This window comes from Devosia sp. P1_H9 (assembly GCF_056405135.1).
Genome location: NZ_JBFUCQ010000003.1, coordinates 357548 through 377925, shown reverse-complemented (window position 1 = coordinate 377925; position 20378 = coordinate 357548). Strand labels below are relative to the sequence as shown.

The 20378-nt window shown below is 65.2% G+C and carries 23 protein-coding genes and 1 tRNA gene; 17 read left to right on the top strand and 7 right to left on the bottom strand.

Annotated features, from left to right (window positions below):
- Positions 1 to 10 precede the first annotated feature (10 nt).
- From uxaC to AC1DYL_RS07890, 3 genes are all read left to right on the top strand, one after another.
- Positions 11 to 1417 carry a glucuronate isomerase gene (gene uxaC, locus AC1DYL_RS07900; RefSeq protein WP_477172708.1) on the top strand — a complete coding sequence of 469 codons (1407 nt, stop codon included), beginning with the start codon at positions 11 to 13 and terminating at the stop codon, positions 1415 to 1417.
- Positions 1418 to 1425: 8 nt separating this feature from the next.
- Positions 1426 to 1752: a cupin domain-containing protein gene (locus AC1DYL_RS07895; protein ID WP_477151523.1), complete on the top strand. Its 327-nt coding sequence runs from the start codon at positions 1426 to 1428 to the stop codon at positions 1750 to 1752.
- A gap of 141 nt (positions 1753 to 1893) precedes the next feature.
- Entirely contained in the window at positions 1894 to 2103 is a 210-nt protein-coding gene (locus AC1DYL_RS07890; protein ID WP_477151524.1) for a hypothetical protein, read from the top strand.
- A 7-nt stretch (positions 2104 to 2110) separates the two neighbouring features.
- On the opposite strand, the gene AC1DYL_RS07885 is transcribed toward AC1DYL_RS07890, so the two are convergent.
- The 3 genes from AC1DYL_RS07885 to AC1DYL_RS07875 all read right to left on the bottom strand — a co-directional run bounded on the left by AC1DYL_RS07885 (position 2111) and on the right by AC1DYL_RS07875 (position 4142).
- Entirely contained in the window at positions 2111 to 3370 is a 1260-nt protein-coding gene (locus AC1DYL_RS07885) for an Hsp70 family protein (RefSeq protein ID WP_477172707.1), read from the bottom strand.
- Between the two features lie 82 nt (positions 3371 to 3452).
- Positions 3453 to 3528 (bottom strand) — tRNA-Ala (locus AC1DYL_RS07880).
- 197 nt (positions 3529 to 3725) lie between these two features.
- Positions 3726 to 4142, bottom strand: coding sequence for a TIGR02300 family protein (locus AC1DYL_RS07875; protein WP_477151526.1), 417 nt, complete (start codon positions 4140 to 4142; stop codon positions 3726 to 3728).
- Between the two features lie 186 nt (positions 4143 to 4328).
- Between AC1DYL_RS07875 and AC1DYL_RS07870 the strand changes: the two genes are divergently transcribed.
- From AC1DYL_RS07870 to AC1DYL_RS07850, 5 genes are all read left to right on the top strand, one after another.
- Positions 4329 to 4964 (top strand): (d)CMP kinase, encoded by a 636-nt coding sequence (locus AC1DYL_RS07870; protein ID WP_477151527.1) that lies wholly within the window; start codon positions 4329 to 4331, stop codon positions 4962 to 4964.
- 178 nt (positions 4965 to 5142) lie between these two features.
- Complete coding sequence (gene rpsA / locus AC1DYL_RS07865) at positions 5143 to 6840, top strand: 30S ribosomal protein S1 (RefSeq protein WP_477151528.1); 1698 nt, start codon at positions 5143 to 5145, stop codon at positions 6838 to 6840.
- A gap of 96 nt (positions 6841 to 6936) precedes the next feature.
- The gene (locus tag AC1DYL_RS07860) at positions 6937 to 7443 is read left to right on the top strand and encodes a GNAT family N-acetyltransferase (protein ID WP_477172706.1); all 507 of its coding nucleotides are present in this window, start codon (positions 6937 to 6939) and stop codon (positions 7441 to 7443) included.
- 47 nt (positions 7444 to 7490) lie between these two features.
- A complete protein-coding gene (locus AC1DYL_RS07855; RefSeq protein WP_477172705.1) occupies positions 7491 to 7790 on the top strand; it encodes a BrnT family toxin in 300 nt (99 codons plus the stop codon).
- A complete protein-coding gene (locus AC1DYL_RS07850; protein ID WP_477172704.1) occupies positions 7762 to 8082 on the top strand; it encodes a BrnA antitoxin family protein in 321 nt (106 codons plus the stop codon). The genes AC1DYL_RS07855 and AC1DYL_RS07850 overlap by 29 nt, the downstream gene beginning before the upstream one ends.
- A gap of 5 nt (positions 8083 to 8087) precedes the next feature.
- Here AC1DYL_RS07850 and AC1DYL_RS07845 read toward each other — a convergent pair whose 3' ends face one another.
- Positions 8088 to 8282, bottom strand: coding sequence for a hypothetical protein (locus AC1DYL_RS07845; RefSeq protein ID WP_477172703.1), 195 nt, complete (start codon positions 8280 to 8282; stop codon positions 8088 to 8090).
- Between the two features lie 128 nt (positions 8283 to 8410).
- On the opposite strand from AC1DYL_RS07845, the gene AC1DYL_RS07840 reads away from it, so the two are divergent.
- The 9 genes from AC1DYL_RS07840 (at position 8411) to AC1DYL_RS07800 (ending at position 17783) form a co-directional block, all read left to right on the top strand.
- Entirely contained in the window at positions 8411 to 10897 is a 2487-nt protein-coding gene (locus AC1DYL_RS07840) for an ATP-binding protein (protein WP_477172702.1), read from the top strand.
- Between the two features lie 61 nt (positions 10898 to 10958).
- Entirely contained in the window at positions 10959 to 11906 is a 948-nt protein-coding gene (gene sppA, locus AC1DYL_RS07835; RefSeq protein WP_477172701.1) for a signal peptide peptidase SppA, read from the top strand.
- A gap of 37 nt (positions 11907 to 11943) precedes the next feature.
- Entirely contained in the window at positions 11944 to 12228 is a 285-nt protein-coding gene (locus tag AC1DYL_RS07830; RefSeq protein WP_055047553.1) for an integration host factor subunit beta, read from the top strand.
- Positions 12229 to 12243: 15 nt separating this feature from the next.
- The gene (locus tag AC1DYL_RS07825; protein ID WP_477151533.1) at positions 12244 to 12597 is read left to right on the top strand and encodes a lipopolysaccharide assembly protein LapA domain-containing protein; all 354 of its coding nucleotides are present in this window, start codon (positions 12244 to 12246) and stop codon (positions 12595 to 12597) included.
- Positions 12598 to 12606: 9 nt separating this feature from the next.
- Positions 12607 to 13257, top strand: a complete 651-nt coding sequence (locus AC1DYL_RS07820) for a phosphoribosylanthranilate isomerase (RefSeq protein ID WP_477151534.1) — start codon at positions 12607 to 12609, stop codon at positions 13255 to 13257.
- A gap of 12 nt (positions 13258 to 13269) precedes the next feature.
- The gene (trpB, locus tag AC1DYL_RS07815) at positions 13270 to 14490 is read left to right on the top strand and encodes a tryptophan synthase subunit beta (protein WP_477172700.1); all 1221 of its coding nucleotides are present in this window, start codon (positions 13270 to 13272) and stop codon (positions 14488 to 14490) included.
- Positions 14490 to 15320, top strand: a complete 831-nt coding sequence (trpA, locus tag AC1DYL_RS07810) for a tryptophan synthase subunit alpha (protein ID WP_477172699.1) — start codon at positions 14490 to 14492, stop codon at positions 15318 to 15320. Before trpB ends, trpA begins: the two co-directional genes overlap by 1 nt.
- Before the next feature lie 137 nt (positions 15321 to 15457).
- Positions 15458 to 16417 (top strand): acetyl-CoA carboxylase, carboxyltransferase subunit beta, encoded by a 960-nt coding sequence (gene accD / locus AC1DYL_RS07805; RefSeq protein WP_477172698.1) that lies wholly within the window; start codon positions 15458 to 15460, stop codon positions 16415 to 16417.
- A gap of 43 nt (positions 16418 to 16460) precedes the next feature.
- The gene (locus AC1DYL_RS07800) at positions 16461 to 17783 is read left to right on the top strand and encodes a bifunctional folylpolyglutamate synthase/dihydrofolate synthase (protein ID WP_477172697.1); all 1323 of its coding nucleotides are present in this window, start codon (positions 16461 to 16463) and stop codon (positions 17781 to 17783) included.
- Between the two features lie 32 nt (positions 17784 to 17815).
- Here AC1DYL_RS07800 and AC1DYL_RS07795 read toward each other — a convergent pair whose 3' ends face one another.
- The 3 genes from AC1DYL_RS07795 to trxA (AC1DYL_RS07785) form a co-directional block, all read right to left on the bottom strand.
- Complete coding sequence (locus tag AC1DYL_RS07795) at positions 17816 to 19465, bottom strand: glycoside hydrolase family 3 protein (protein WP_477172696.1); 1650 nt, start codon at positions 19463 to 19465, stop codon at positions 17816 to 17818.
- A 60-nt stretch (positions 19466 to 19525) separates the two neighbouring features.
- Positions 19526 to 19849, bottom strand: a complete 324-nt coding sequence (gene trxA / locus AC1DYL_RS07790) for a thioredoxin (protein WP_477151540.1) — start codon at positions 19847 to 19849, stop codon at positions 19526 to 19528.
- A gap of 149 nt (positions 19850 to 19998) precedes the next feature.
- Positions 19999 to 20322, bottom strand: coding sequence for a thioredoxin (gene trxA, locus AC1DYL_RS07785; protein ID WP_055047562.1), 324 nt, complete (start codon positions 20320 to 20322; stop codon positions 19999 to 20001).
- Positions 20323 to 20378 lie beyond the last annotated feature (56 nt).

Here is a 20378-nt window from a genome sequence, read left to right as displayed (position 1 = left end):
ACTACGGACCATGACTTTGCTCGACGACAACCGGCTGTTCGATGCCGAACCCAAGGCCCGCGGCATGGCGCAAGCGCTCTATGCCGGCATCAAGGACCTGCCGCTGGTCTCGCCGCACGGCCATACCGAGCCGCGCTGGTATGCCGAGAACGACAAGTTCCCCGATCCGGCGCGCCTGTTGATCGTCCCCGATCACTACGTCTTCCGCATGCTGTTTTCACAGGGCATCCGGCTCGAGGACCTGGGTGTGCCGACCACCGATGGCTCGGCGGTGGAGACCGATGGGCGGAAGATCTGGCGGCTGTTCGCGAAGAACTACTATCTGTTCCGCGGCACCCCGACGCGCTCGTGGCTAGACCATACCTTGGCGACACTGTTCGGTGTCACCGAGCGGCTCAGCGAGAAGAACGCCGATGCGATCTACGACCAGATCGCCCAACTGCTTGAGCGCGACGACTACCGCCCGCGCGCCCTGTTTGAACGCTTCAACCTCGAGGTGATCTCCACCACCGACGCGGCGCTCGACGATCTCAAGTGGCACAAGATGATCCACGATAGCGGCTGGAAAGGCCGGGTGGTCCCCGCCTATCGTCCCGATTCGGTAGTCGATCCGGATTTCGCCGGCTTCGCTGACAATCTCGACAAGCTGGGCGAGATCAGCGGCGAGGATACCGGCCACTGGAACGGCTATCTCGAAGCGCATCGCAAGCGCCGCGCCTATTTCAAGCAGTTCGGCGCCACCTCGTCCGACCACGGCCACCCGACCGCCGAGACCGCAAACCTCCTGCCCAAGGAGGCGGGCCAGCTCTACGACAAGGTCCGCACCGGCAAGGCTGATGCCCGTGAGCGCGCCCTGTTCCGCGCCCAGATGCTGACCGAAATGGCCCGTATGTCGATCGATGACGGGCTGGTGCTGCAGATCCACCCCGGCGCCTGGCGCAACCACTCGCCCTCGATGCTGGCGAAGTTCGGCCGCGACAAGGGCTTCGATATCCCATCGCGCACCGATTATGTCGGCGCGCTGAAGCCGCTGCTCGACGCGGTGGGGACCGATCCGAAGCTCTCGATCATCCTCTTCACCCTCGACGAAAGCGTCTATGCGCGCGAACTGGCGCCGCTGGCCGGTGTTTATCCGTCGCTGAAGCTGGGGCCGCCCTGGTGGTTCCACGATAGTCCCGAGGGCATGCGCCGTTTCCGTGAGATGGCGACCGAGACGGCCGGCTTCTACAACACCGTCGGCTTCAACGACGACACCCGTGCCTTCCCTTCGATTCCCGCCCGCCACGACGTCGCCCGCCGCGTCGATTGCGCCTTCCTTGCCCGCCTCGTCACCGAGCACCGGCTCGACGAGGACGAAGCTCACGAAGTCGCCAAAGACCTCGCCTACAATCTGGTGAAGAAGGCCTACAAGCTGTGAGTGACAGAATGTCTCCTCTCTTCGCGCAGCCCGGCGACGGCAAGCAGACCCAGCTTGATGGCTCCAGCCGCCGGGTGATTCTCGATCTGCCAGAGCTGATGCTGGTGGAGTTCACCTTCGACAAGGGCGGAGTCGGCGCGCTGCACTCGCACCCGCATTTGCAGACCAGCTATGTGGCCGAAGGCGTATTCGAGGTGACCATCGACGGCATCACCGAAACCATCGGCAAGGGCGGCGCCTATATCGTGCCGTCGGGCCTGGTGCATGGCGTCAAGGCGCTGGAAGCGGGCAAGCTGATCGACAGCTTCACCCCGCGGCGCGACGATTTCCTCTGAAGCGTGACGCCGCCGATCACGTTTCCCGTTCTCCCCACAATCCACACCGCGCGCCAGTTGTGATCGCGGTGTCGTTGAGCGAGTGGAACGCCGGGTGCAGCGTTGCATTTGCACACCGCACCATTCGGCGGGGACCACCTATTGGACGATAGCTATCGCGGCTACACGATCCGCATCACCCGCACCACACGCTGGGACGCGGTGCTGGTCGAAACCGCAACCGGACTGATCATGCCGACCAAGGCCACTTCGCTGCTGCGCGAAGGCCGCGAGGTCGCAATCGTCCGCGCCCGAGCCCTCGTCGACCTCTACGCCAATGCCGAAGCCGCCCGGGTCTCCCGCGCCGCGTGATCGCTCGCTAGCCGAACCGCCGCGATGCATCGAGCGCGAGGCCGAGCCCGACGCTGCCGAAAGCGTCGGTCTCGACCGCCTTGGCCTCGGGGAACAGCGCGCGCAGCATGTCGCCCACCGCCGGCACGCGGGTCGAGCCGCCGGTGAGGATCAATGTGTCGATCTGGCTGCCTTTGACCCCTGCGGCCGCAAGGGTGCGCCCGATCGCAGTGGCAATAGCAGCCGTGGCGCCTTGCAGCGCTGCCTCCAACTCCGCGAGAGCGATCGGCGTCTCCAGCTTCACGTCGCGCGTCACGAAGCGAAACTCGGTCTGCGGCGCTTCGCTGAGCGCGATCTTGGCTTCTTCCACCCGCCCCGCCAGCCGGTGCCCCTGCCGGTCCTCGACCAGTGCGATCAGCATGCTGACCAGGTCGGGGAACTGCGCCTCCTGGTAGGTCGAGCGCAGCTCCAGCAACGTCTTCTGATTGTAGAGCCGGTTGATCCGGTGCCAGGTGGCAAGGTCATAGTACGGCGCCGAGGGCAGGGGGCGCTTGCCGTCCGCCGTCTCGGTGCCATAGCCCATCAGCGGCATCACCTTCTTCAGCGACAGCAACCGGTCGAAATCGGTGCCGCCGACATGCACGCCTGCCGTGGCGAGGATGTCGGCCTTGCGGTCAGCCCGCGTCGCGCGCTCCGGCGACAGCCGGATCACCGTGAAGTCCGAAGTGCCGCCGCCGATATCGGCCACCAGCCCGAGTTCCTCGTGCGTCACCTGCTGCTCGTAGTCGAGCGCCGCGGCGATCGGCTCGAACTGGAACTCGATGTGCCTGAAACCCTGGGCTTTCACCGCGCCTTCGAGCTGGCGCTGCGCTTCGGCATCGGCCTTGTCGTCATCGTCGACGAAGCGCACCGGCCGGCCGCAGACGATATCCTCGATGTCGTGCCCGAGCGAAGCTTCGGACCGGCGCTTCAGTTCGCCGACGAACCTGCCGAGGATATCGGAGAACTTGAGTGCGTCGCGCTTCACTCGAGTCGTGTCGTTGAACAGGGAGGTGCCGAGCACGCTCTTGATCGAGCGCATCAACCGGCCATCGGCGCCGGTGACGTATTCGCTCACTGCCTGCCGGCCGAAGAACGTCCGGTCTTCCTCGAACGAGAAGAAGATCGCCGAGGGGATGGTGGGCTTGCCGTCCTCGAGCGGCAGCAGTCGGGGCGGCTGGTTGCCGCCGGCTGCCGCGAGGGTGGAGTTGGAGGTGCCGAAATCCATGCCGCAATGGGTTCGCGTCATCTTCGCCTCCGGCGCTGAAACAAAAAGCCGCCCGAAGGCGGCTCATCATCATGGGTCAGGCGACCTGCCTGCCGGGGGGACTTGGTGGAGCCAATCGGAATCGAACCGACGACCTCTTGCATGCCATGCAAGCGCTCTCCCAACTGAGCTATGGCCCCATCAACGATCCGCTGGATCACTTCCGGTGACACGAACGGATCGTGTCTTGGGTGTGCGCCGCGGCGGTCTCCCGTCGAAGCGCGGTGCTATCTACCCACGTCACCTCTCGCATGCAAGGGGTATTTCGCGGGCATCGCGCGGTCAGCGAAAGTTGGCGACTTTCGCTATCCGACCACGCGCTCGGCTGGTTCGGAGCTTAGCGCTCGTCGCCGCCGCCGACGTCGAAATCGAGGTTCTCGTCCTCGTCTTCGTCCTCTTCGAGGAACACGTCGCTGTCGTCTTCGCCAATGTCCTCGACGTCTTCGACGTCCTCGACATCAGGGATATCCTCGCCTTCGACACCTGCCTCTTCGGCATCGGCATCCTCGAGGGAGACGATCTCGGGAGCGCCGGGTTCGGCGACCTCCTCGACTTCGACCTCTTCCTCGTCATCCTCTGCCGCGCTCACCACAGCCGCCTTGGCGCGAACCGCGGCGACTGCGTTCTGCTCGAAGAAAGAGCGCGGATAGGATTTGCCGGTATAGGGCGAGACGATCGGATCCTTGTTCAGATCATAGAACTTCTTGCCGGTATCGGGATCTTCCCGTTTTGTACCGCGTTCGTCGTTGGCCAATTGCTTCCTCATTAGAAAGGCGGGGCCACCCGCTGGGAAACGTCCGGTTAGGGTGAAAGCTGCCCCCTGTCAAACCGAAAATGGAGCCCTCGGTCCGTGATCCCTGGGGGTTGATCGGTGGCGTGCTGGCAGCCGGTCGCGGCGCCATGATAGGGAGGGCGGCTGCAGTGCGGGCGCGGAGGGGCAATGATCATCGCGGTGGATGGACCGGCAGCATCCGGAAAGGGGACGCTCGCCGCGGGCCTGGCGCGGCACTACGGCCTGCCGCAGCTCGACACCGGCTTGCTCTACCGCGCGGTCGGGATCGCCGTCGGCGCACATCTGGGGCAGCCCGATTTCGAGGCGAGGGCCATTGCCGCCGCCCGGGCGCTCGATGCCGCGCACCTCACCGATATCGACAAGTTGACCAGCGCCGAGGCCGGAGTTCTTGCCTCGCACGTCGCCGTGATCAACGAGGTGCGCATCGCCATGCGCCAGTACCAGCGCGATTTCGCCCATGGCCCCGCCGGTGCCGTGCTCGATGGCCGCGACATCGGCACCGTCGTCTGCCCCGATGCCGATGTGAAGCTGTTCATCGTCGCCGACAGCAAGTCGCGGATGGAGCGCCGGGCCCGTCAGCTGGAAGCGCGCGGCGAGGTGGTTGATCGCTACGCCCTCTATCACCAGATAGAAGAGCGGGACGCGCGGGACAGCGCCAATCCCAATGGCGGCTTCTATCCCGCTGCTGATGCCCACTTGCTGGACACCACGCTCTTGGATATAGAGGCCGCACTCCGCGCAGCCGTCGCCATTGTCGACGGGGTCATGGCGCGCAAGGCGTAGCTTCTAGAGCTGCTAAACCAAACCTTGCGGCTTTCGTCCCCCGGCATGTTCCAAGAGCCGGCAGCGGAAAACAATCCTAAACCCATATGGCTCGCGCGCCAGCGCACCGGATCGCCTTTGAATGGCGATTGGCAACCGGGCCTTTCACTCAAGCCACCGGGCGCATTGGAGAAGTCGTTTGGCAGTTCAAACTGTTACCAAGGAAGATTTCGAATCCCTGCTGCTGGACTCGTTCCTCGAGAACGAGCCGCTGGAAGGGACCGTGGTCAAGGGCACCGTCGTGGCGATTGAGAAGGATCTCGCCATCATCGACGTCGGCCTGAAGACCGAAGGGCGCATCGCGCTCAAGGAATTCGGCGCCGCCGGCCGTGACGGCACCATCAAGGTCGGCTCGACCGTCGAAGTCTATGTCGATCGCGTCGAGAACGCTGTCGGCGAGGCTGTCCTCAGCCGCGAGAAGGCTCGCCGCGAAGAGAGCTGGGTCAAGCTCGAAGAGATGTACAACGCCAACCAGCGCGTTGAAGGCATCATCTTCAACCAGGTCAAGGGCGGCTTCACCGTCGACCTCGAAGGCGCCGTTGCCTTCTTGCCGCGTTCGCAGGTGGACATCCGTCCGATCCGCGACATCGGCCCGCTGATGAATGTGCCGCAGCCGTTCCAGATCCTGAAGATGGACAAGCGCCGCGGCAATATCGTCGTGTCGCGTCGTGCGATCCTCGAAGAGAGCCGCGCTGAGCAGCGCTCCGAGATCGTCCAGCAGCTCGAGGAAGGCCAGGTCGTTGACGGCGTGGTCAAGAACATCACCGATTACGGTGCGTTCGTGGACCTCGGCGGCATCGACGGCCTGCTGCACGTCACCGATATCGCCTGGCGCCGGGTCAATCACCCATCGGAAGTTCTTGCCATCGGCGAGACCATCAAGGTGCAGATCGTCCGCATCAACCACGAGAGCCATCGTATCTCGCTGGGCATGAAGCAGCTACAGGCCGACCCGTGGGATGGCATTGCGGTGAAGTACCCGGTCGGTGCCAAGTTCACCGGTCGCGTCACCAACATCACCGACTACGGCGCGTTCGTCGAACTGGAGCCGGGCATCGAAGGCCTGATCCACGTTTCCGAGATGAGCTGGACCAAGAAGAACGTCCACCCGGGCAAGATCGTCTCCACTTCGCAGGAAGTGGAAGTGATGGTGCTCGAGGTCGATCCCGAGAAGCGCCGCATCTCGCTGGGCCTCAAGCAGACGCTTGCGAACCCGTGGGAAACCTTCGCCGAGAAGTACCCGTCGGGTACCGTTGTCGAGGGCGAGGTCAAGAACAAGACCGAGTTCGGTCTGTTCATCGGTCTCGATGGCGATGTCGACGGCATGGTCCACCTCTCCGACCTCGATTGGCAGAAGCCGGGTGAGCAGGCTCTCGAGGCCTACAACCGTGGCGACATGGTGCAGGCCAAGGTGCTCGACGTCGATGTCGACAAGGAGCGTATCTCGCTTGGCATCAAGCAACTGGCAGTCGGCGAAGTGGCCGATACCGGCGGCGACGGCATCCGCAAGGGTTCCGTGGTGACCGGCACCGTGACCGAAGTGAACGACGGCGGCATCGAAGTCCGCATCGCCGACACCGAGATGACCGCGTTCATCCGTCGCGCCGATCTGTCGCGTGACCGCAACGACCAGCGTCCGGAGCGTTTCTCCAAGGGCGAGAAGGTCGACGCGCGCGTCACCCAGTACGATCGCAAGACCCAGCGCATCCAGCTTTCCATCAAGGCGCTCGAAATCGCCGAGGAAAAGGAAGCTGTCGCTGCCTACGGTTCGTCGGACTCGGGCGCTTCGCTCGGCGACATCCTGGGCGCCGCGCTCAAGGGCCGCGACGAGAAGTAAGCTTTTCCGCGAGTGCTCCAGCGCTCGCGGGTCTGCGCATACGGGGCTCGCACCATCAGGTGCGGGCCCTTTTCATGAGAGTTTTGGGGAACTCGGATGGTTCTGAAGGATGTCGCCTGGCGCGCCATGACCGCCTATGACCTGCCGGCCGTGCAGGGCATCGCCGACACCGTGCATGTCGATTTCTTCGAGACCCCCGAGGTGCTGGCCGAGCGGCTGAAGCTCTACCGCAACGGCTGCTACCTGCTCGAAATCGGCGACAAGCCGGCCGGCTATGTGCTGAGCCACCCCTGGCTCTACGGCACCCTGCCGCCGCTCAACACGCTGCTGGGTCAGCTGCCAACCGAACCCGACACCTACTATCTCCACGACCTCTGCCTGCTACCGGTCAGCCGCCGCGTCGGCGCCGCGTCGAAGATCGTCGATGCACTGGTGAAACACGCCAGCGTCGAGGGCTACCCCACGATGACCCTCGTCGCCGTCAACGGCTCGCTCCCGTTCTGGCAACGCCACGGCTTCGAGGTGACCGAAGTCGACGAACTCTACGGCAAGCTACTGAGCTACGAGGCGGAGGCGCGGTATATGGTCAGGCGGCTTGTGTAGTTACAGATTTGTAGTTACATTTGGATGGCGCAGAGGGGGCCTGGCGCGTGGAATTCGAATGGGACGAGAACAAGAACCGTGCGAATTTCAAGAAGCACGGTGTACGGTTCGAGACTGCAGTAGCCGTCTTCGATGATCCGGCAGAATTGAGTGAGCCGGCGCATGACGTGGATGGCGAGGCCCGCACGCAAACCATGGGTTTTGTTGCCGGGATCGAGATGCTGTTTGTCGTCCATACGGATCGCAGGAGCTACGACGGAGAACCGGTCGTCCGACTGATCTCCGCTCGGCGCGCGTCACGAAAGGAACGGGCACGCTATGACCGCCAGAACCCCCAAGATCGTTAGGTATGTCCCCAAGCCTCTGACCGAGGAGCAGATTGCCGAACTCAGGGCTCTGGCGGAGCGACCAGACGACGAGATCGACTTCTCAGACATCCCCGAGGCAGGCGACGAGTTCTTCGCCAATGCCAAGCGTGGCACCATGTATCGGGCGGTGAAGCATCAGGTGACGTTGCGGATCGATGGCGATGTGATCGACTGGTTCAAGCGGCAGGTGCCGGAAGGCAAGGGCTACCAGACCGACATAAACCGCGCCCTACGCGAGTACATGACAGCGCACTCCAAGAAGGCCGGCTGACGCCGTTACTGGAACGACCGATACCCGCCGTCCTCGCTGCGGCGCAGGCCGAGATCTTCGAGTTCGGTGCTGCGCATGCCGTCGAGATAGGCTCCGTCCGAGTGGGTGCGGGCGATGCCGGCGAACATGCCGGTAATGGCGCCGAAGACGGCGCGGGCTAGCCTTGCGGCGGTGGTGCGGGACTTGGGCTGGTAAAGCATTTTCCGTCTCCTCGGATCTGATGCAATGATCATCGCCCGAGCCGCCGCGGCAGTCCTTGGGGCAATCCTGAAGAGTTCTGAAGCGGTCCTGATCGACGGGACTCAGACGGCTAGGCTATGCTGCCACAATGGAAAAACGCTTTGGCGACTACAGGATCAGGCCGCGTGAACGCGAGCTCGTCGGCCCCGAGGGCGTGATCGAGCTGTCGAGCCGTTCGTTCGACCTGCTCGAGGTGCTGCTGGGCCAGCCCAACCAGTTGCTCGACAAGGCGGCGCTGTTCGATGCGGTGTGGCCCGGGGTGGTGGTCGAGGAGAATACGCTGCAGGTCCACATGTCGGCGCTGCGCAAGGCGCTGGGCCCGGGCTTCGTCGCCACAGTGCACGGCCGCGGCTATAAATATGTCGGTCCCGAGCCGGTTGAGGACGAGGATACGCTGCGCCGCCGTCCGGCCGGCACCGCCGGGAATATCGGCCGCTATCGCGCTGATTGCGTGGCGCGCGAGGGGGAGATCGAGGCCGTGGCGCGGCTGCTGGACCAGTACCGGCTGGTCAGCATCCTGGGCCCCGGCGGTGTCGGCAAAACCACACTCGCCGTTGCCGTGGCCGAAACGCTGGGCACTGTCGAGGGCGGCGTGTGGATGGTCGATCTCGCCTCGCTCAGCAGCGGTGAGTTCATCGAAAGCGTCCTCATCCAGACCCTTGCCGTACCGTTCCGCGCCGGCAGCCGCTCGCTCGAGTCGATCGTCGAATACCTGCGGCCGAACGAGGCGGTGCTGATCTTCGACAATTGCGAGCATGTGCGCGGCGCCGCCGCCCGCGTCATCCGCACGCTGCTCGCCGAGGTCCCGAACATCCGCATTCTCGCCACCTCGCAGGTGCCGCTCGCCTTGCCTGAGGAGCATGTGTTCAAGCTGCTGCCTTTTGCCGTCACCGCGGAGGGCGAACTGGCCGACGCCGCATCGGCCAAGTTCCTCGCCTATTGCTACGAAGCCTTCGGCGAACGGCTTTCGCCGGCTGAGCTGCCGATCGTCGCTCGCCTCTGCCGTCGGCTCGATGGCGTGGCGCTGGCGCTGAAGATGGCCGCCGCGCGCGCCGCGACGGTCGGCATCGAGACGGTCGATCGCCAGCTGGAGCAGCGATTGGCGAGCCTCGAAGCCGATTGGGACCCGGCGCTGCCGCGCCATCGCTCGCTCGCCGCGTCGCTGGCCTGGAGCTACGACCTGCTGGAGGCGGATGACCAGCGCACGCTGCGGGCCCTCGGCGTTTTCCAGGGCAGCTTCTCGATCTCGGCCGCCAATGCGGTTGCGGGTGAAGGCGCCGAGACCCGCGTCGCCGAACTTGTCCGCCGCTCGCTGGTCGTGCGCGACGGGCAGGATCGGGCGCGCTGTCGCCTGCTCGATTCCACCCGTCACTTCGCCCTCGACAAGCTGGCAGAGGCGGGCGAGGACGTCGCCACCCGCGACCGCCACGCGGCCTATATCCGCGACCTCTTCGCCGACAGCGTGCTGCGCTGGGAAGCGCTGCCCGACGAGCGCTGGGACCAGATCTACCGGCCGGACGGCGACAACCTGCGCGCCGCGCTGGCCTGGACCAAAACCCGCGCCGACTGGCCCACCTATGTCGAGATCGCCGCGGGCTCCTACCGCTACTTCATGGAAGAACAGCTCGGCGCAGAGGGGCTCGCGACCATCGAAGCCGGCATGTCGCTGGTCGGTGCCGTCCCGCCCGAGACGGCGGCCCGCCTGCAGTTGGCGCTCGGTGAAATGGGCCGCTACAACGCCATGGACGTCCGGGCCTACCAAGGGCTCGAACCGGCGCTGGCTTACTTTCGCAGCAGCGATGACCGGCTGCGCTACACCCAGGCGCTGGTCCTCACCGCCTGGATCACCATCTTCTTCCATCACCAGGGCGATGCCGAGCCGCTGGTCGCCGAGCTCGAGACGCTGATCGCCGACATGCCGCCCAGTAAGGTGAAATCCTGGGCGCTGGTTGCCATCGGCACGCAGATGTGGACGCGCGGCGACGTCACGGCAGGCCTCGCCCGCGCCGAAGCCGGCCTCGCCATGCACCTCGATACCGGCAACCCCAAGGGCCGCTTTCGCTCGGTGATGAACCTTGCCGAGATGCTGCACAAAGGCGGCGACACCGAGCGCCCCCTGTCGCTGTCCGAGCAGATACTGCCCGAGCTCCGGGCTGCCGGCCGCAGCCTGCAGCTCGGCTTCCAGCTCAATAATATCGCCGCCTACCGCCTCTCCCTCGGTGATGCCGAAGGGGCCGCGGCGCCGCTCTTCGAGGCCGCCGAGATCGTGCCGCGGGACGGCGGCCAGTGGCACTGGTGCCTGTTGCAGAATGCCGCGGAACTGCTAGCGACACGCGGTGCCTACGACGTTGCGGCGCTGCTGCTCGGCTTTGCCGACAAGAGCTTCGAGAGCTGGATCGACGGCCGGCAGGCGACCGAAGAGATGCAGCGCAACCGGCTGGCCGCGACGCTCGAGGCCGCACTGTCCCGGCGCGAGCGCGATCGGCTGATGCAGCAGGGCCGGGCGCTCACCCTGTTCGAGGCCGATCACCTCGCCGGCTTCATCAAAACCGAACGGCCGCGGCTGAAACTCTAGCCCTGCCTTGCATTTGCCGCGGCCCGCGGGTTACCTCGCACCAATCCTCAACGAGGCCCAAATGACCGACACGTCCGGCGACCCCGCGCACCTGATCCCCGCCAACGCCAGGCTGCGCCGCTCGCGCCGGCTGTGGCGCGTGCTGTTCTTCCTCGCACTGGCCGTCACCGTGCTCGCCGTCGTCGGCCGCTTCGCCATGGAACAGGGTGGCCCCGGCGATCGCATCGCGCGGGTCAGCATCACTGGCACCATCATGACCGATCCGGCGCGGCTGAAGATCCTCGACAAGCTCGCCGAGGACGACGCGGTGAAGGCGGTGATCGTCGCCATCAACTCGCCCGGTGGCACCACCGCCGGCGGCGAGGAACTGTATGAAGCGCTGGCCGTGCTGCGCGCCAAGAAGCCGGTCGTCGCGGTGATCAGCGAGCTCGGCGCTTCCGCCGCCTACATGACCGCCATCGGCGCCGACCGCATCTTTGCCCGCCGGCTGTCGATCGTCGGCTCGATCGGCGTGCTGTTCCAGCACGTCAACGCCGGCAAGCTCCTCGACACCATCGGCGTCGATTTCGACAAGGTGCAGACCGGACCGCTGAAGGCCGAGCCGGATTTCGACGAGCCGATGGAGGGCGAGGTGCGCGCCTCGCTGCAAGCGCTGGTCAACGATTCGTTCGAGTGGTTCGTCGACATCGTCGCCGAGCGTCGCGGTATCCCGCGCCCTGAAACCCTCGCTCTGGCCGACGGCCGCATCATCACCGGGCGGCAGGGCGTCGACGCCAAGCTTATCGACGCCATCGGCGGCGAGTCCGAAGCCATTACTTGGCTCGAGGCCGACAAGTCCGTTGCAGCCGATCTGCCGGTGGTCGATTACTTCCCGTTGCCAGCCGAAGGCTGGTTCGGCGTCGGCCGTTGGCTCGGCCAGAGCGCTGCCGAGATGGTACGCTCGGGCGTCGACGGGGCGATGTCCCTTGACGGTTTGGTCTCGCTTTGGCAGGCTACCCCATCGATGTGACAACCCATCGACCCGTGGAGGAGCGCCGGGGGGCGGTATGATCAAGTCCGAACTCGTGCAGCGACTGTCCGAAGAAAATCCGCATCTGTTTCAGCGTGATATAGAGAACATCGTGAACGCCATCCTCGACGAGGTGGGCGACGCCATGGCCCGGGGCGACCGGGTTGAGTTGCGCGGCTTCGGCGCCTTCTCGGTGAAGAACCGGCCGGCACGTGTCGGCCGCAATCCAAGGACCGGCGAGACTGTCGATGTGGGCGAGAAATATGTGCCCCAGTTCAAGGCCGGCAAGGAAATCCGTGAGCGGATCAATCGCGCGGGATGATGCCGGGCTCTACCGATGATTAGGCGCATAGTCGGCTGGTTCGTGCTGGTGCCGCTTTGCGCGGTGCTGATCGTGTTTGCCTTGGCCAACCGCCAGCTCGTGGTGGTCAATTTCAACCCCTTCGCCCCGGTCGATGCATTGACCTCGCCCGGCGTCGGCGTGCCGCTATTCCTGGTGATTTTTGCCGTGCTCCTGGTCGGCGTGCTGCTCGGCGGTGTCGCCACCTGGTTCGCCCAGGGCCCGCATCGGCGCGACGAACGGCATTTCAAGCGCGAGACCGAGCGGCTCCACCGCGAGCTCGAGGTTGCCCGCCGCTCGCCCGAACCCCCGACGCAGCTCGGGGCTCAAGAATTCGCTTCCCTTAACTGACCCGAGCTCATGCCCGACCCCCTCATCGTCAAGATCTGCGGCATCAGGACCCCCGCGCTGCTGGAAGCGGCGATCGATGCCGGCGCTGACATCGTTGGCTTCACGCATTTCGAGCGCAGCCCGCGCTACGTCGATATCGAGAACCTGCAGCTCCTCATCTCGGAGGCCCGCGGTCGGGTCGAGACCTGCGTGCTGCTGGTGAACCCGGACAACTCACTCGTCATGGAAGTCGCGGCGCTGAGCCCCGACTGGATTCAGCTGCATGGCCCCGAGACGCCGCATCGCGTCGAGGCCATCCGCGATGAAGCCGGCATCGCCATCATGAAGGCAGTTGGCATCAGCACTGCCGAGGATGTTGCGCACGTCACCGACTTCGCCGATGTGGCCGATCGCATCCTGCTCGACGCCAAGCCGCCCAAGGGCGCCGACCGCCCCGGCGGGCTCGGCGTGCCGTTCGACTGGGCCCTGCTCAAGGCGCTTGACCCCAGCCTTCCATTCATGCTTTCGGGAGGCCTCACGCCTGAGACGGTGGGGGACGCGATCAAGGCCGTTCGGCCGTTTGGCGTCGATGTCTCCTCCGGCGTCGAAACCGCGCCCGGCGTCAAGGACGCGGCGCTGATCCGGGCCTTTATCGACCAGGCGCGAGCCGCGCACGGATAGGAGTCTGCTGAAGTGACCGTGACTGGGGCCAATTCCCTTCGCAACGGCCCCGATGACCAGGGTCGTTTCGGTCTCTATGGCGGCCGTTTCGTCGCCGAGACGCTGATGCCGCTGATCCTCGATCTCGAGAAGGCCTATCGGGCCGCGCAGGCCGACCCTGAGTTCCAGGCCGAGATCAAGCACCTCGCCACCCACTATGTGGGCCGCCCGTCGCCACTGTACTTCGCCGAGCGGATGACCGAGCACCTGGGCGGCGCCAAGGTCTACTTCAAGCGCGAAGAGCTGAACCACACCGGCTCGCACAAGATCAACAACACGCTCGGCCAGATTCTGCTCGCCAAGCGCATGGGCAAGACCCGCATCATCGCCGAAACCGGCGCCGGCCAGCATGGCGTGGCGACGGCGACGGTCTGCGCCAAGTTCGACCTGCCCTGCGTCGTGTTCATGGGCGCCACCGACGTGGAGCGGCAGTATCCCAACGTCTTACGCATGAAGATGCTTGGCGCCGAAGTCCGCCCGGTCACCGCCGGCGCCGGCACCCTCAAGGACGCCATGAACGAGGCGCTGCGCGACTGGGTGACCAACGTCGAGACCACCTACTACCTGATCGGCACCGCCGCCGGCCCGCACCCCTATCCGGAGATGGTGCGCAACTTCCAGTCGGTGATCGGCGAAGAGATCAAGGCGCAGATGCAGGCCGAGACCGGCAAGCTCCCCGACGCGCTGGTCGCTTGCGTCGGCGGCGGCTCCAACGCCATCGGCACCTTCCACGCCTTCCTCGATGACCCTTCGGTGAAACTCTATGGCGCCGAAGCCGGCGGCCATGGCATCGAGGTTGAGAACGGCCATGCCGCCTCGATGACCGGCGGCCGCCCCGGCGTGCTGCACGGCAACCGCACCTACCTGCTGCAGGATGCCGACGGCCAGATCCTCGAAGGCCACTCGATTTCCGCCGGCCTCGATTACCCCGGCGTCGGCCCCGAGCACTCCTATCTGCACGATACCAAGCGCGTCACCTACGCGCCGATCACCGACAAGGAAGCGCTCGACGCGTTCCAGCTCTGCACCCGCCTCGAGGGCATCATTCCCGCGCTGGAAAGCGCGCACGGGCTGGCACAGCTGATGAAGGTCGCCCCGACCATGGGCAAGAACGAGACTATCGTCCTGTGCCTCTCGGGCCGCGGCGACAAGGACGTCGAGAGCGTCGGCCGCTACCTGGGGATGAACTCGTAATGACCACCCGTATCCCCGCCCGCTTTGCCAAGTGCGCCGCCGAAGGCCGCCCGGCTCTCGTCACCTACACCATGGCCGGCGACCCGGACCTCACCACCGCCCAGGCCATCCTCGATGCGCTGCCAGCTGCGGGCGCTGATATCATCGAACTCGGCATGCCCTTCTCCGACCCGATGGCCGATGGCCCCGGCGTCCAGGCGGCAGGCCAGCGCGCGCTGGCCGCGGGCCAGACCATGAAGAAGACGCTGGGCATGGTCGAAGCCTTCCGCAAGAAGGACCAGGAGACCCCGATCGTGCTGATGGGCTACTACAACCCCATCTACATCTTCGGCGTCGATGCCTTCCTCACGGCCGCCAAGGCGGCGGGCATCGACGGGCTGATCGTTGTCGATCTGCCGCCCGAAGAGGACGACGAGCTCTGCATCCCGGCCCTGAAGGCAGGCCTCAACTTCATCCGGCTGGCTACGCCGACCACCGACGACGCGCGTCTCCCGGCAGTGCTGAACAACACCTCTGGCTTCGTCTACTATGTCTCGATGAACGGCATTACCGGCGGCACGATCAAGGCGACGGCCGCGGTCGGCACCGCCGTGCAGCGCATCAAGGGCCATACGGACCTGCCGGTTGTCGTGGGCTTCGGCATCAAGACCGCCGATGATGCGGCAACTTTCGGCCGCGAGTCCGACGGCGTCGCGGTGGGCACGGCAATCTGCAACGCGGTGCTCGGCTCGCTCGATAACGGCAAGGCCACGGCGGGTACCGTTGCGGCGGTGACCACCATGGTCGCAGGTCTCGCCAGCGGCGTGAAGCGGGCCAAGGCGGCAGCCTGAACCACCAAATCCGGTTACCAATGACGGTACCGTGGCTTAACCACGAGAGCCGATCCTGATAATATCTGCCACAATCACCATATAGGCCCATGGCAGCGCCGCTTGGCGCGCACATGGACCGCGAACAGGCTTAGGCAATGAACTGGATCAACAACGTCGTCCGCCCCCGCATCCGCTCCTTCCTCAAACCGAAGGATACCGGCTCGGAGAACCTCTGGGTCAAGGATCCGGAGTCGGGCGAGATGGTGTTCTACCGCGATCTCGAAGCCAACATGTGGGTGGTGCCCAATTCCGGCTACCACACGAAGATCAAGGCCTCCGACCGGCTGTCGACCTTCCTCGATGAGGGCAAGTACGACACCGTGGCGCTGCCTGCCGTGCCGCATGATCCGCTGAAGTTCCGTGATTCCAAGCGCTATGCAGACCGCCTGAAGGAAAGCCGGCTGAAGACCGGTACCGAGGATGCGGTCACCGTCGGCGTCGGCGAGCTGTTCGGCCAGCCGGTGACGGTCGGCGTGCAGGATTTCGATTTCATGGGCGGCTCGCTCGGCATGGCCGCGGGTTCGGCCATCGTCACCGGGCTCGAGACTGCCGCGAGCAAGCGCACTCCGTTCGTGCTGTTCGTCTCGTCGGGCGGTGCCCGCATGCAGGAAGGCGTGCTGTCGCTGATGCAGATGCCGCGCACCACCGTCGCAGTGCTGCGCCTGCGCGAGGCCGGGCTGCCGTTCATCGTGGTGTTCACCAACCCCACCACCGGCGGCGTCACCGCCTCCTATGCCATGCTGGGCGATGTGCACCTCGCCGAGCCCGGCGCGCTGATCGGCTTTGCCGGCCCTCGCGTCATCGAGCAGACCATCCGCGAAAAGCTCCCCAAGGGCTTCCAGCGCTCGGAATATCTCTACGAGCACGGCATGATCGACATGGTGGTGCACCGCCATAACCTGCGCGAAACCATTGGTTCGCTGGTCGGCATCCTCACCAAGTCGCCGCAGCGCGAGGAGCTGAGCGAAACCGCTCCGGCCCGCCTCGCGACGCCGGTTTCGGCCAACGCGGGTGATGATCTCGTCGGCATGCCGGAAGCCGCCCACGCCGAGTAGGCCGCCTCTTCATCACGCGAGAACCGGGTGCTAAAAGCGCGCCATGCTCCTGTTCGAGAATCTCGTTCCCGTGTCCCGCACCGACGCTATCCTGAAGCGGCTGCTCAAGCTGCATCCGAAGCTTATTGACCTGAAGCTCGACCGCGAGCTGCGCCTGCTCGAGCGGATCGGCAATCCGCAGGACCATTTGCCGCCGGTGATCCATGTCGCCGGCACCAACGGCAAGGGTTCGACGATCGCCTATCTCCGCGCCTTCCTCGAAGCGTCGGGCAAGAAGGTGCACGTGATGACCTCGCCGCACCTGGTGCGCTTCAACGAGCGCATCCGGTTGGCCGGCAAGCTGGTGTCATCCCGCAAGCTCAACCAGGCGCTGGAGTCCTGCGAAGAGGCCAATGGCGGCGAGCCAATTACCTTCTTCGAGATCACTACTGCGGCTGCGTTCAAGCTGTTCTCGGAAGTGAAGGCCGATTACCTGCTGCTCGAAACCGGCATGGGTGGGCGCTTCGACGCCTCCAACGTGGTCGCGCACCCGCTGGGCACCGTCATCGCTCCGGTCGACTACGACCACCAGAACTTCCTCGGCGACAGCCTGTCGAAGATCGCCTGGGAGAAAGCCGGCATCATGAAGCGCGGCTCAAAGGCCGTGTTCGGCCGGCAGCGCGACGAGGGCAGGGCAATGCTGGTGCGCGAAGCCGCGCGGCTTGGCGTGACGCCGTTGATCGCCGGCGAGGATTTCGACGGCCGGGCCGAAGATGGCCGGCTGGTCTATCAGGATGAGCATGGCCTGCTCGATCTGCCCCCACCGGCGCTCGCCGGGCCGCACCAGTTCGACAATGCAGCGCTTGCCATCGCTGCCGCCCGGCATTTCGAGCTACCGGTCACCGAGGCCGACATTGCCCGCGGCCTCCGCGAAGTGGTCTGGCCGGCGCGCCTACAGCCGGTGCACGGCACGCTGCTGCAAATGCTGCCGGAGGGCTCGGAGCTCTGGATCGACGGCGGCCATAACGCGCACGGCGCGGCCGCGCTCTCGCTGGCCCTGCAGCAGATGCAGGTCCGGCGTCCGCTCCCGCTGGTGCTGATCATGGGGCTGATGAACACCCGCAAGCCCGCCGATTTCCTCGCGCCGTTCAGCAGCATGTTGGAAAAGGTGTTCGCGCTGACCATTCCGGGCGAGCCCAACGCCCATCCGGCATCGGCCATCGTCGAACAGGCCAAGGCCGGCGGCTTCGACGCCGAGGAGTCGACCTCGATCCTCAACGCCCTCGCCGATGCGGCCCGGCTCGGCCATCCGGCCCGCGTGGTCTTCGCCGGCTCGCTTTACCTCGCCGGCCACGTCCTCCACCAGAACGGCACCCCGCCGAAGTAATAACGCGTGCGGGCGAAGGAGCCACCGGCCCCTTAATACCGCGCATCCTCCAGCCCGCAGAACGGGTCGACCGGCGAGTGCCGGTTCCACTCGATGTTGCCGAGCAAAGCCTCGACCACGGCCCGCTGCATCGTCTCGGTGGTCGAATAGGCGTTGATGTAGGTGGGCACCCGCGGCGCGTCGTAGAGCATGTAGGGGTAGCCGAACGAGATCATCAGCGTCGGGATGTCGTGCCAGTGGCGCTGCATTGCCTTGCCGAAACTGCCGGTGAGCCGCAGCCAGTCGAGGAAGATCCGCCCCCGCGTCAGCAGCGTCTCATCGCCGAACAGGTAGAGCACCAGGTCGAACTTATCCGCGTCCACCTCAGTGGTGGCATCATGCACCGTCACCTCGAAGCCCTTCTCACGCAGGAGGTCTGGCACTGAGAACGGAAGCGGATGCGGCAGGAACGGAAACACGATGCCGCCGGAAATCACCAGCACGCGCTTGTGCTTTGCAGGATCGAGCGGCAGCAGGTTCTGGACGTCTTTCACCAGCGTCGGCGCCCGCTTTGCCACCGCGTCGGCATAGGCGCGCGTCTCGCTGCTCGCCAGTGTCCCCGCCACCGCCGGTTTGTGCAGTCCAACCGCCGCCTTCAGCCCGAGTTGGCGGATCACCGCTTCGTCAACCCGGGCCCAGCTCAACCGACCATCGGCCAGCGCCGCCTGGAGATAGGCGAGGTCCTGGTCGTAATCGTCCGAGAACAGGATCACATCGCAACCCGAGGAGATGATCTCCGGCAGATGCTCGCTACGCTTCGCCCACGCCCCCAGCCCGGCCATCGGTGTCGCATCGGAAACAATCAACCCGTTGAAGCCGAGGCGCTTGCGCAGCAGCTCCTCATTTAGCAGGCGGCTGATCGAGGCCGGCCGGAACGCCTCGATCCCGGCGTTGGGATCCAGCGACCGCACGAAGGCCGGTAGCGCGATATGCGCCGACATCACCGACAGCGCGCCGGCCGCAATCGCCCCGCGATAGAGCCGGCCGAAATTGGCCTCCCACTCGTCCAGCGACAGCGGGTTGATCGTCGTGACGAGGTGCTGGTCGCGATCGTCAAAACCCTCGCCGGGCCAGTGCTTGATCGCCGAGGCGACCCCATGCTCCTGGAACACCCGCATCTGGGTCAGTGCGTGCTTCTCGACCGTCGCCACGTCCGAACCGAAGCCGCGCGTCGCGACGATGGCACTGCGGAACGCCGCGTTGATGTCGAGGACCGGGGTGAAACTCCAGTTGATGCCGATCGTCCGGGCCTCTTCGGCCATGATCCGGCTGACCTCGGCGGTGACCTCGATATCGTCAATCGCCGCGAGCGCTAGCGGGTTGGGCATTTCCGCCCCCGCGGCGAGGCTCATCCGGCTGCCCTCGAGGTCGGCCGAAACCAGCAGCGGCACCGGTGCGGCGGCATTGAGATCGGCGAACAACGCCCGTTCCGCCGCGACATCGGCGCCGGCATGCCGGGTTATTCCACCAGGCCGGAAGGCTCGAATCCGGGCGACCTCGTCCGGGTTCTGCCCCCGCGACAGGAGGTTGAACAGCTGCCGCAACTTCTCGTCCGGGGTCAGCGCCGTGAAGCGCTCCCGCACCCAGGCAAGCGCCTGGGCGTCGAGGTTGAACGGGGCTTTGGCGAGGTGGTCGAAAGTCATGCAGTCCTCCGGTGCAGGGCGGGGACTATGCCCCATCGCACCGGAAAATCCTGCTCGAAATTATGCGGCGAACTGATCCAGCCACTTGATCAGCTGCACGCGCGACTGCCCGGCGCCGACCTTGAAATCCACCGGCTCGCCGTCCTTGAACACGATCAGCGTCGGCATGGCGCGCACGTTATATTTCACCACTGTCGACGGATTGCTATCGACGTCGAGCTTGACGATCTTCACCTTGGCGGCGAGTTCAGTGGTGAGGTCGTCGAGGATCGGATCCATCGCCTTGCACGGCGGGCACCATTCGGCCCAGAAATCGACGAGGACTGGCTTGCTGGAATTCAGCACTTCGGCTTCGAAGTTCTGGTCGTTGACGCGCGTACCCATGATCGTCTCCATCGTCGATTACCGATGAAAGCTACAGGGAGTCGGCGGGGAAAGAAAGGCATGTCATTCCACGCCTTTGCCGGAAAGAGAAACGCCGCCGGCGTGAACCAGCGGCGTTTTCTATCAAAGCGGCGAGTGTCGCGCCCGTATCAGGCAGCGTGGCTCTCGAGCCACTTCGCAAGGCCGGCCTTCGGGGTGCCCGCGCCGATCTTCATGTCGGCGGCTTCGCCGCCCTTGAACAGGATCATCGTCGGGATCGAACGCACGCCGTACTTGACGGTGGTATTCGGGTTGTCGTCGACGTTTAGCTTGACGATCTTCACCTTGCCCTGGAGCTCAGTGGAGAGCTCTTCCAGAACCGGCGAGATGGCGCGACACGGGCCACACCATTCTGCCCAGAAATCTACCAGCACGGGCTCTTTCGAGGACAGGACTTCCTCGCCAAAATTGGCGTCGGAAACGTGGGTTGTCATTGGGATTGCCTTTTGGGTTGAAAGCGGCGGTCTGTTTGATCCAAAAGCTAGGTAGA

What these genes read in the sequence shown, in the direction of transcription:
- uxaC (WP_477172708.1), top strand. Translation starts at nt 11, where the DNA reads ATGACTTTGCTCGACGACAACCGGCTGTTCGATGCCGAACCCAAGGCC.
- AC1DYL_RS07895 (WP_477151523.1), top strand. Translation starts at nt 1,426, where the DNA reads ATGTCTCCTCTCTTCGCGCAGCCCGGCGACGGCAAGCAGACCCAGCTT.
- AC1DYL_RS07885 (WP_477172707.1), bottom strand. Translation starts at nt 3,370, where the DNA reads ATGACGCGAACCCATTGCGGCATGGATTTCGGCACCTCCAACTCCACC.
- AC1DYL_RS07870 (WP_477151527.1), top strand. Translation starts at nt 4,329, where the DNA reads ATGATCATCGCGGTGGATGGACCGGCAGCATCCGGAAAGGGGACGCTC.
- AC1DYL_RS07860 (WP_477172706.1), top strand. Translation starts at nt 6,937, where the DNA reads ATGGTTCTGAAGGATGTCGCCTGGCGCGCCATGACCGCCTATGACCTG.
- AC1DYL_RS07850 (WP_477172704.1), top strand. Translation starts at nt 7,762, where the DNA reads ATGACCGCCAGAACCCCCAAGATCGTTAGGTATGTCCCCAAGCCTCTG.
- AC1DYL_RS07845 (WP_477172703.1), bottom strand. Translation starts at nt 8,282, where the DNA reads ATGCTTTACCAGCCCAAGTCCCGCACCACCGCCGCAAGGCTAGCCCGC.
- AC1DYL_RS07840 (WP_477172702.1), top strand. Translation starts at nt 8,411, where the DNA reads ATGGAAAAACGCTTTGGCGACTACAGGATCAGGCCGCGTGAACGCGAG.
- sppA (WP_477172701.1), top strand. Translation starts at nt 10,959, where the DNA reads ATGACCGACACGTCCGGCGACCCCGCGCACCTGATCCCCGCCAACGCC.
- AC1DYL_RS07830 (WP_055047553.1), top strand. Translation starts at nt 11,944, where the DNA reads ATGATCAAGTCCGAACTCGTGCAGCGACTGTCCGAAGAAAATCCGCAT.
- AC1DYL_RS07825 (WP_477151533.1), top strand. Translation starts at nt 12,244, where the DNA reads ATGATTAGGCGCATAGTCGGCTGGTTCGTGCTGGTGCCGCTTTGCGCG.
- AC1DYL_RS07820 (WP_477151534.1), top strand. Translation starts at nt 12,607, where the DNA reads ATGCCCGACCCCCTCATCGTCAAGATCTGCGGCATCAGGACCCCCGCG.
- trpA (WP_477172699.1), top strand. Translation starts at nt 14,490, where the DNA reads ATGACCACCCGTATCCCCGCCCGCTTTGCCAAGTGCGCCGCCGAAGGC.
- accD (WP_477172698.1), top strand. Translation starts at nt 15,458, where the DNA reads ATGAACTGGATCAACAACGTCGTCCGCCCCCGCATCCGCTCCTTCCTC.
- AC1DYL_RS07800 (WP_477172697.1), top strand. Translation starts at nt 16,461, where the DNA reads ATGCTCCTGTTCGAGAATCTCGTTCCCGTGTCCCGCACCGACGCTATC.
- AC1DYL_RS07795 (WP_477172696.1), bottom strand. Translation starts at nt 19,465, where the DNA reads ATGACTTTCGACCACCTCGCCAAAGCCCCGTTCAACCTCGACGCCCAG.
- trxA (WP_477151540.1), bottom strand. Translation starts at nt 19,849, where the DNA reads ATGGGTACGCGCGTCAACGACCAGAACTTCGAAGCCGAAGTGCTGAAT.
- trxA (WP_055047562.1), bottom strand. Translation starts at nt 20,322, where the DNA reads ATGACAACCCACGTTTCCGACGCCAATTTTGGCGAGGAAGTCCTGTCC.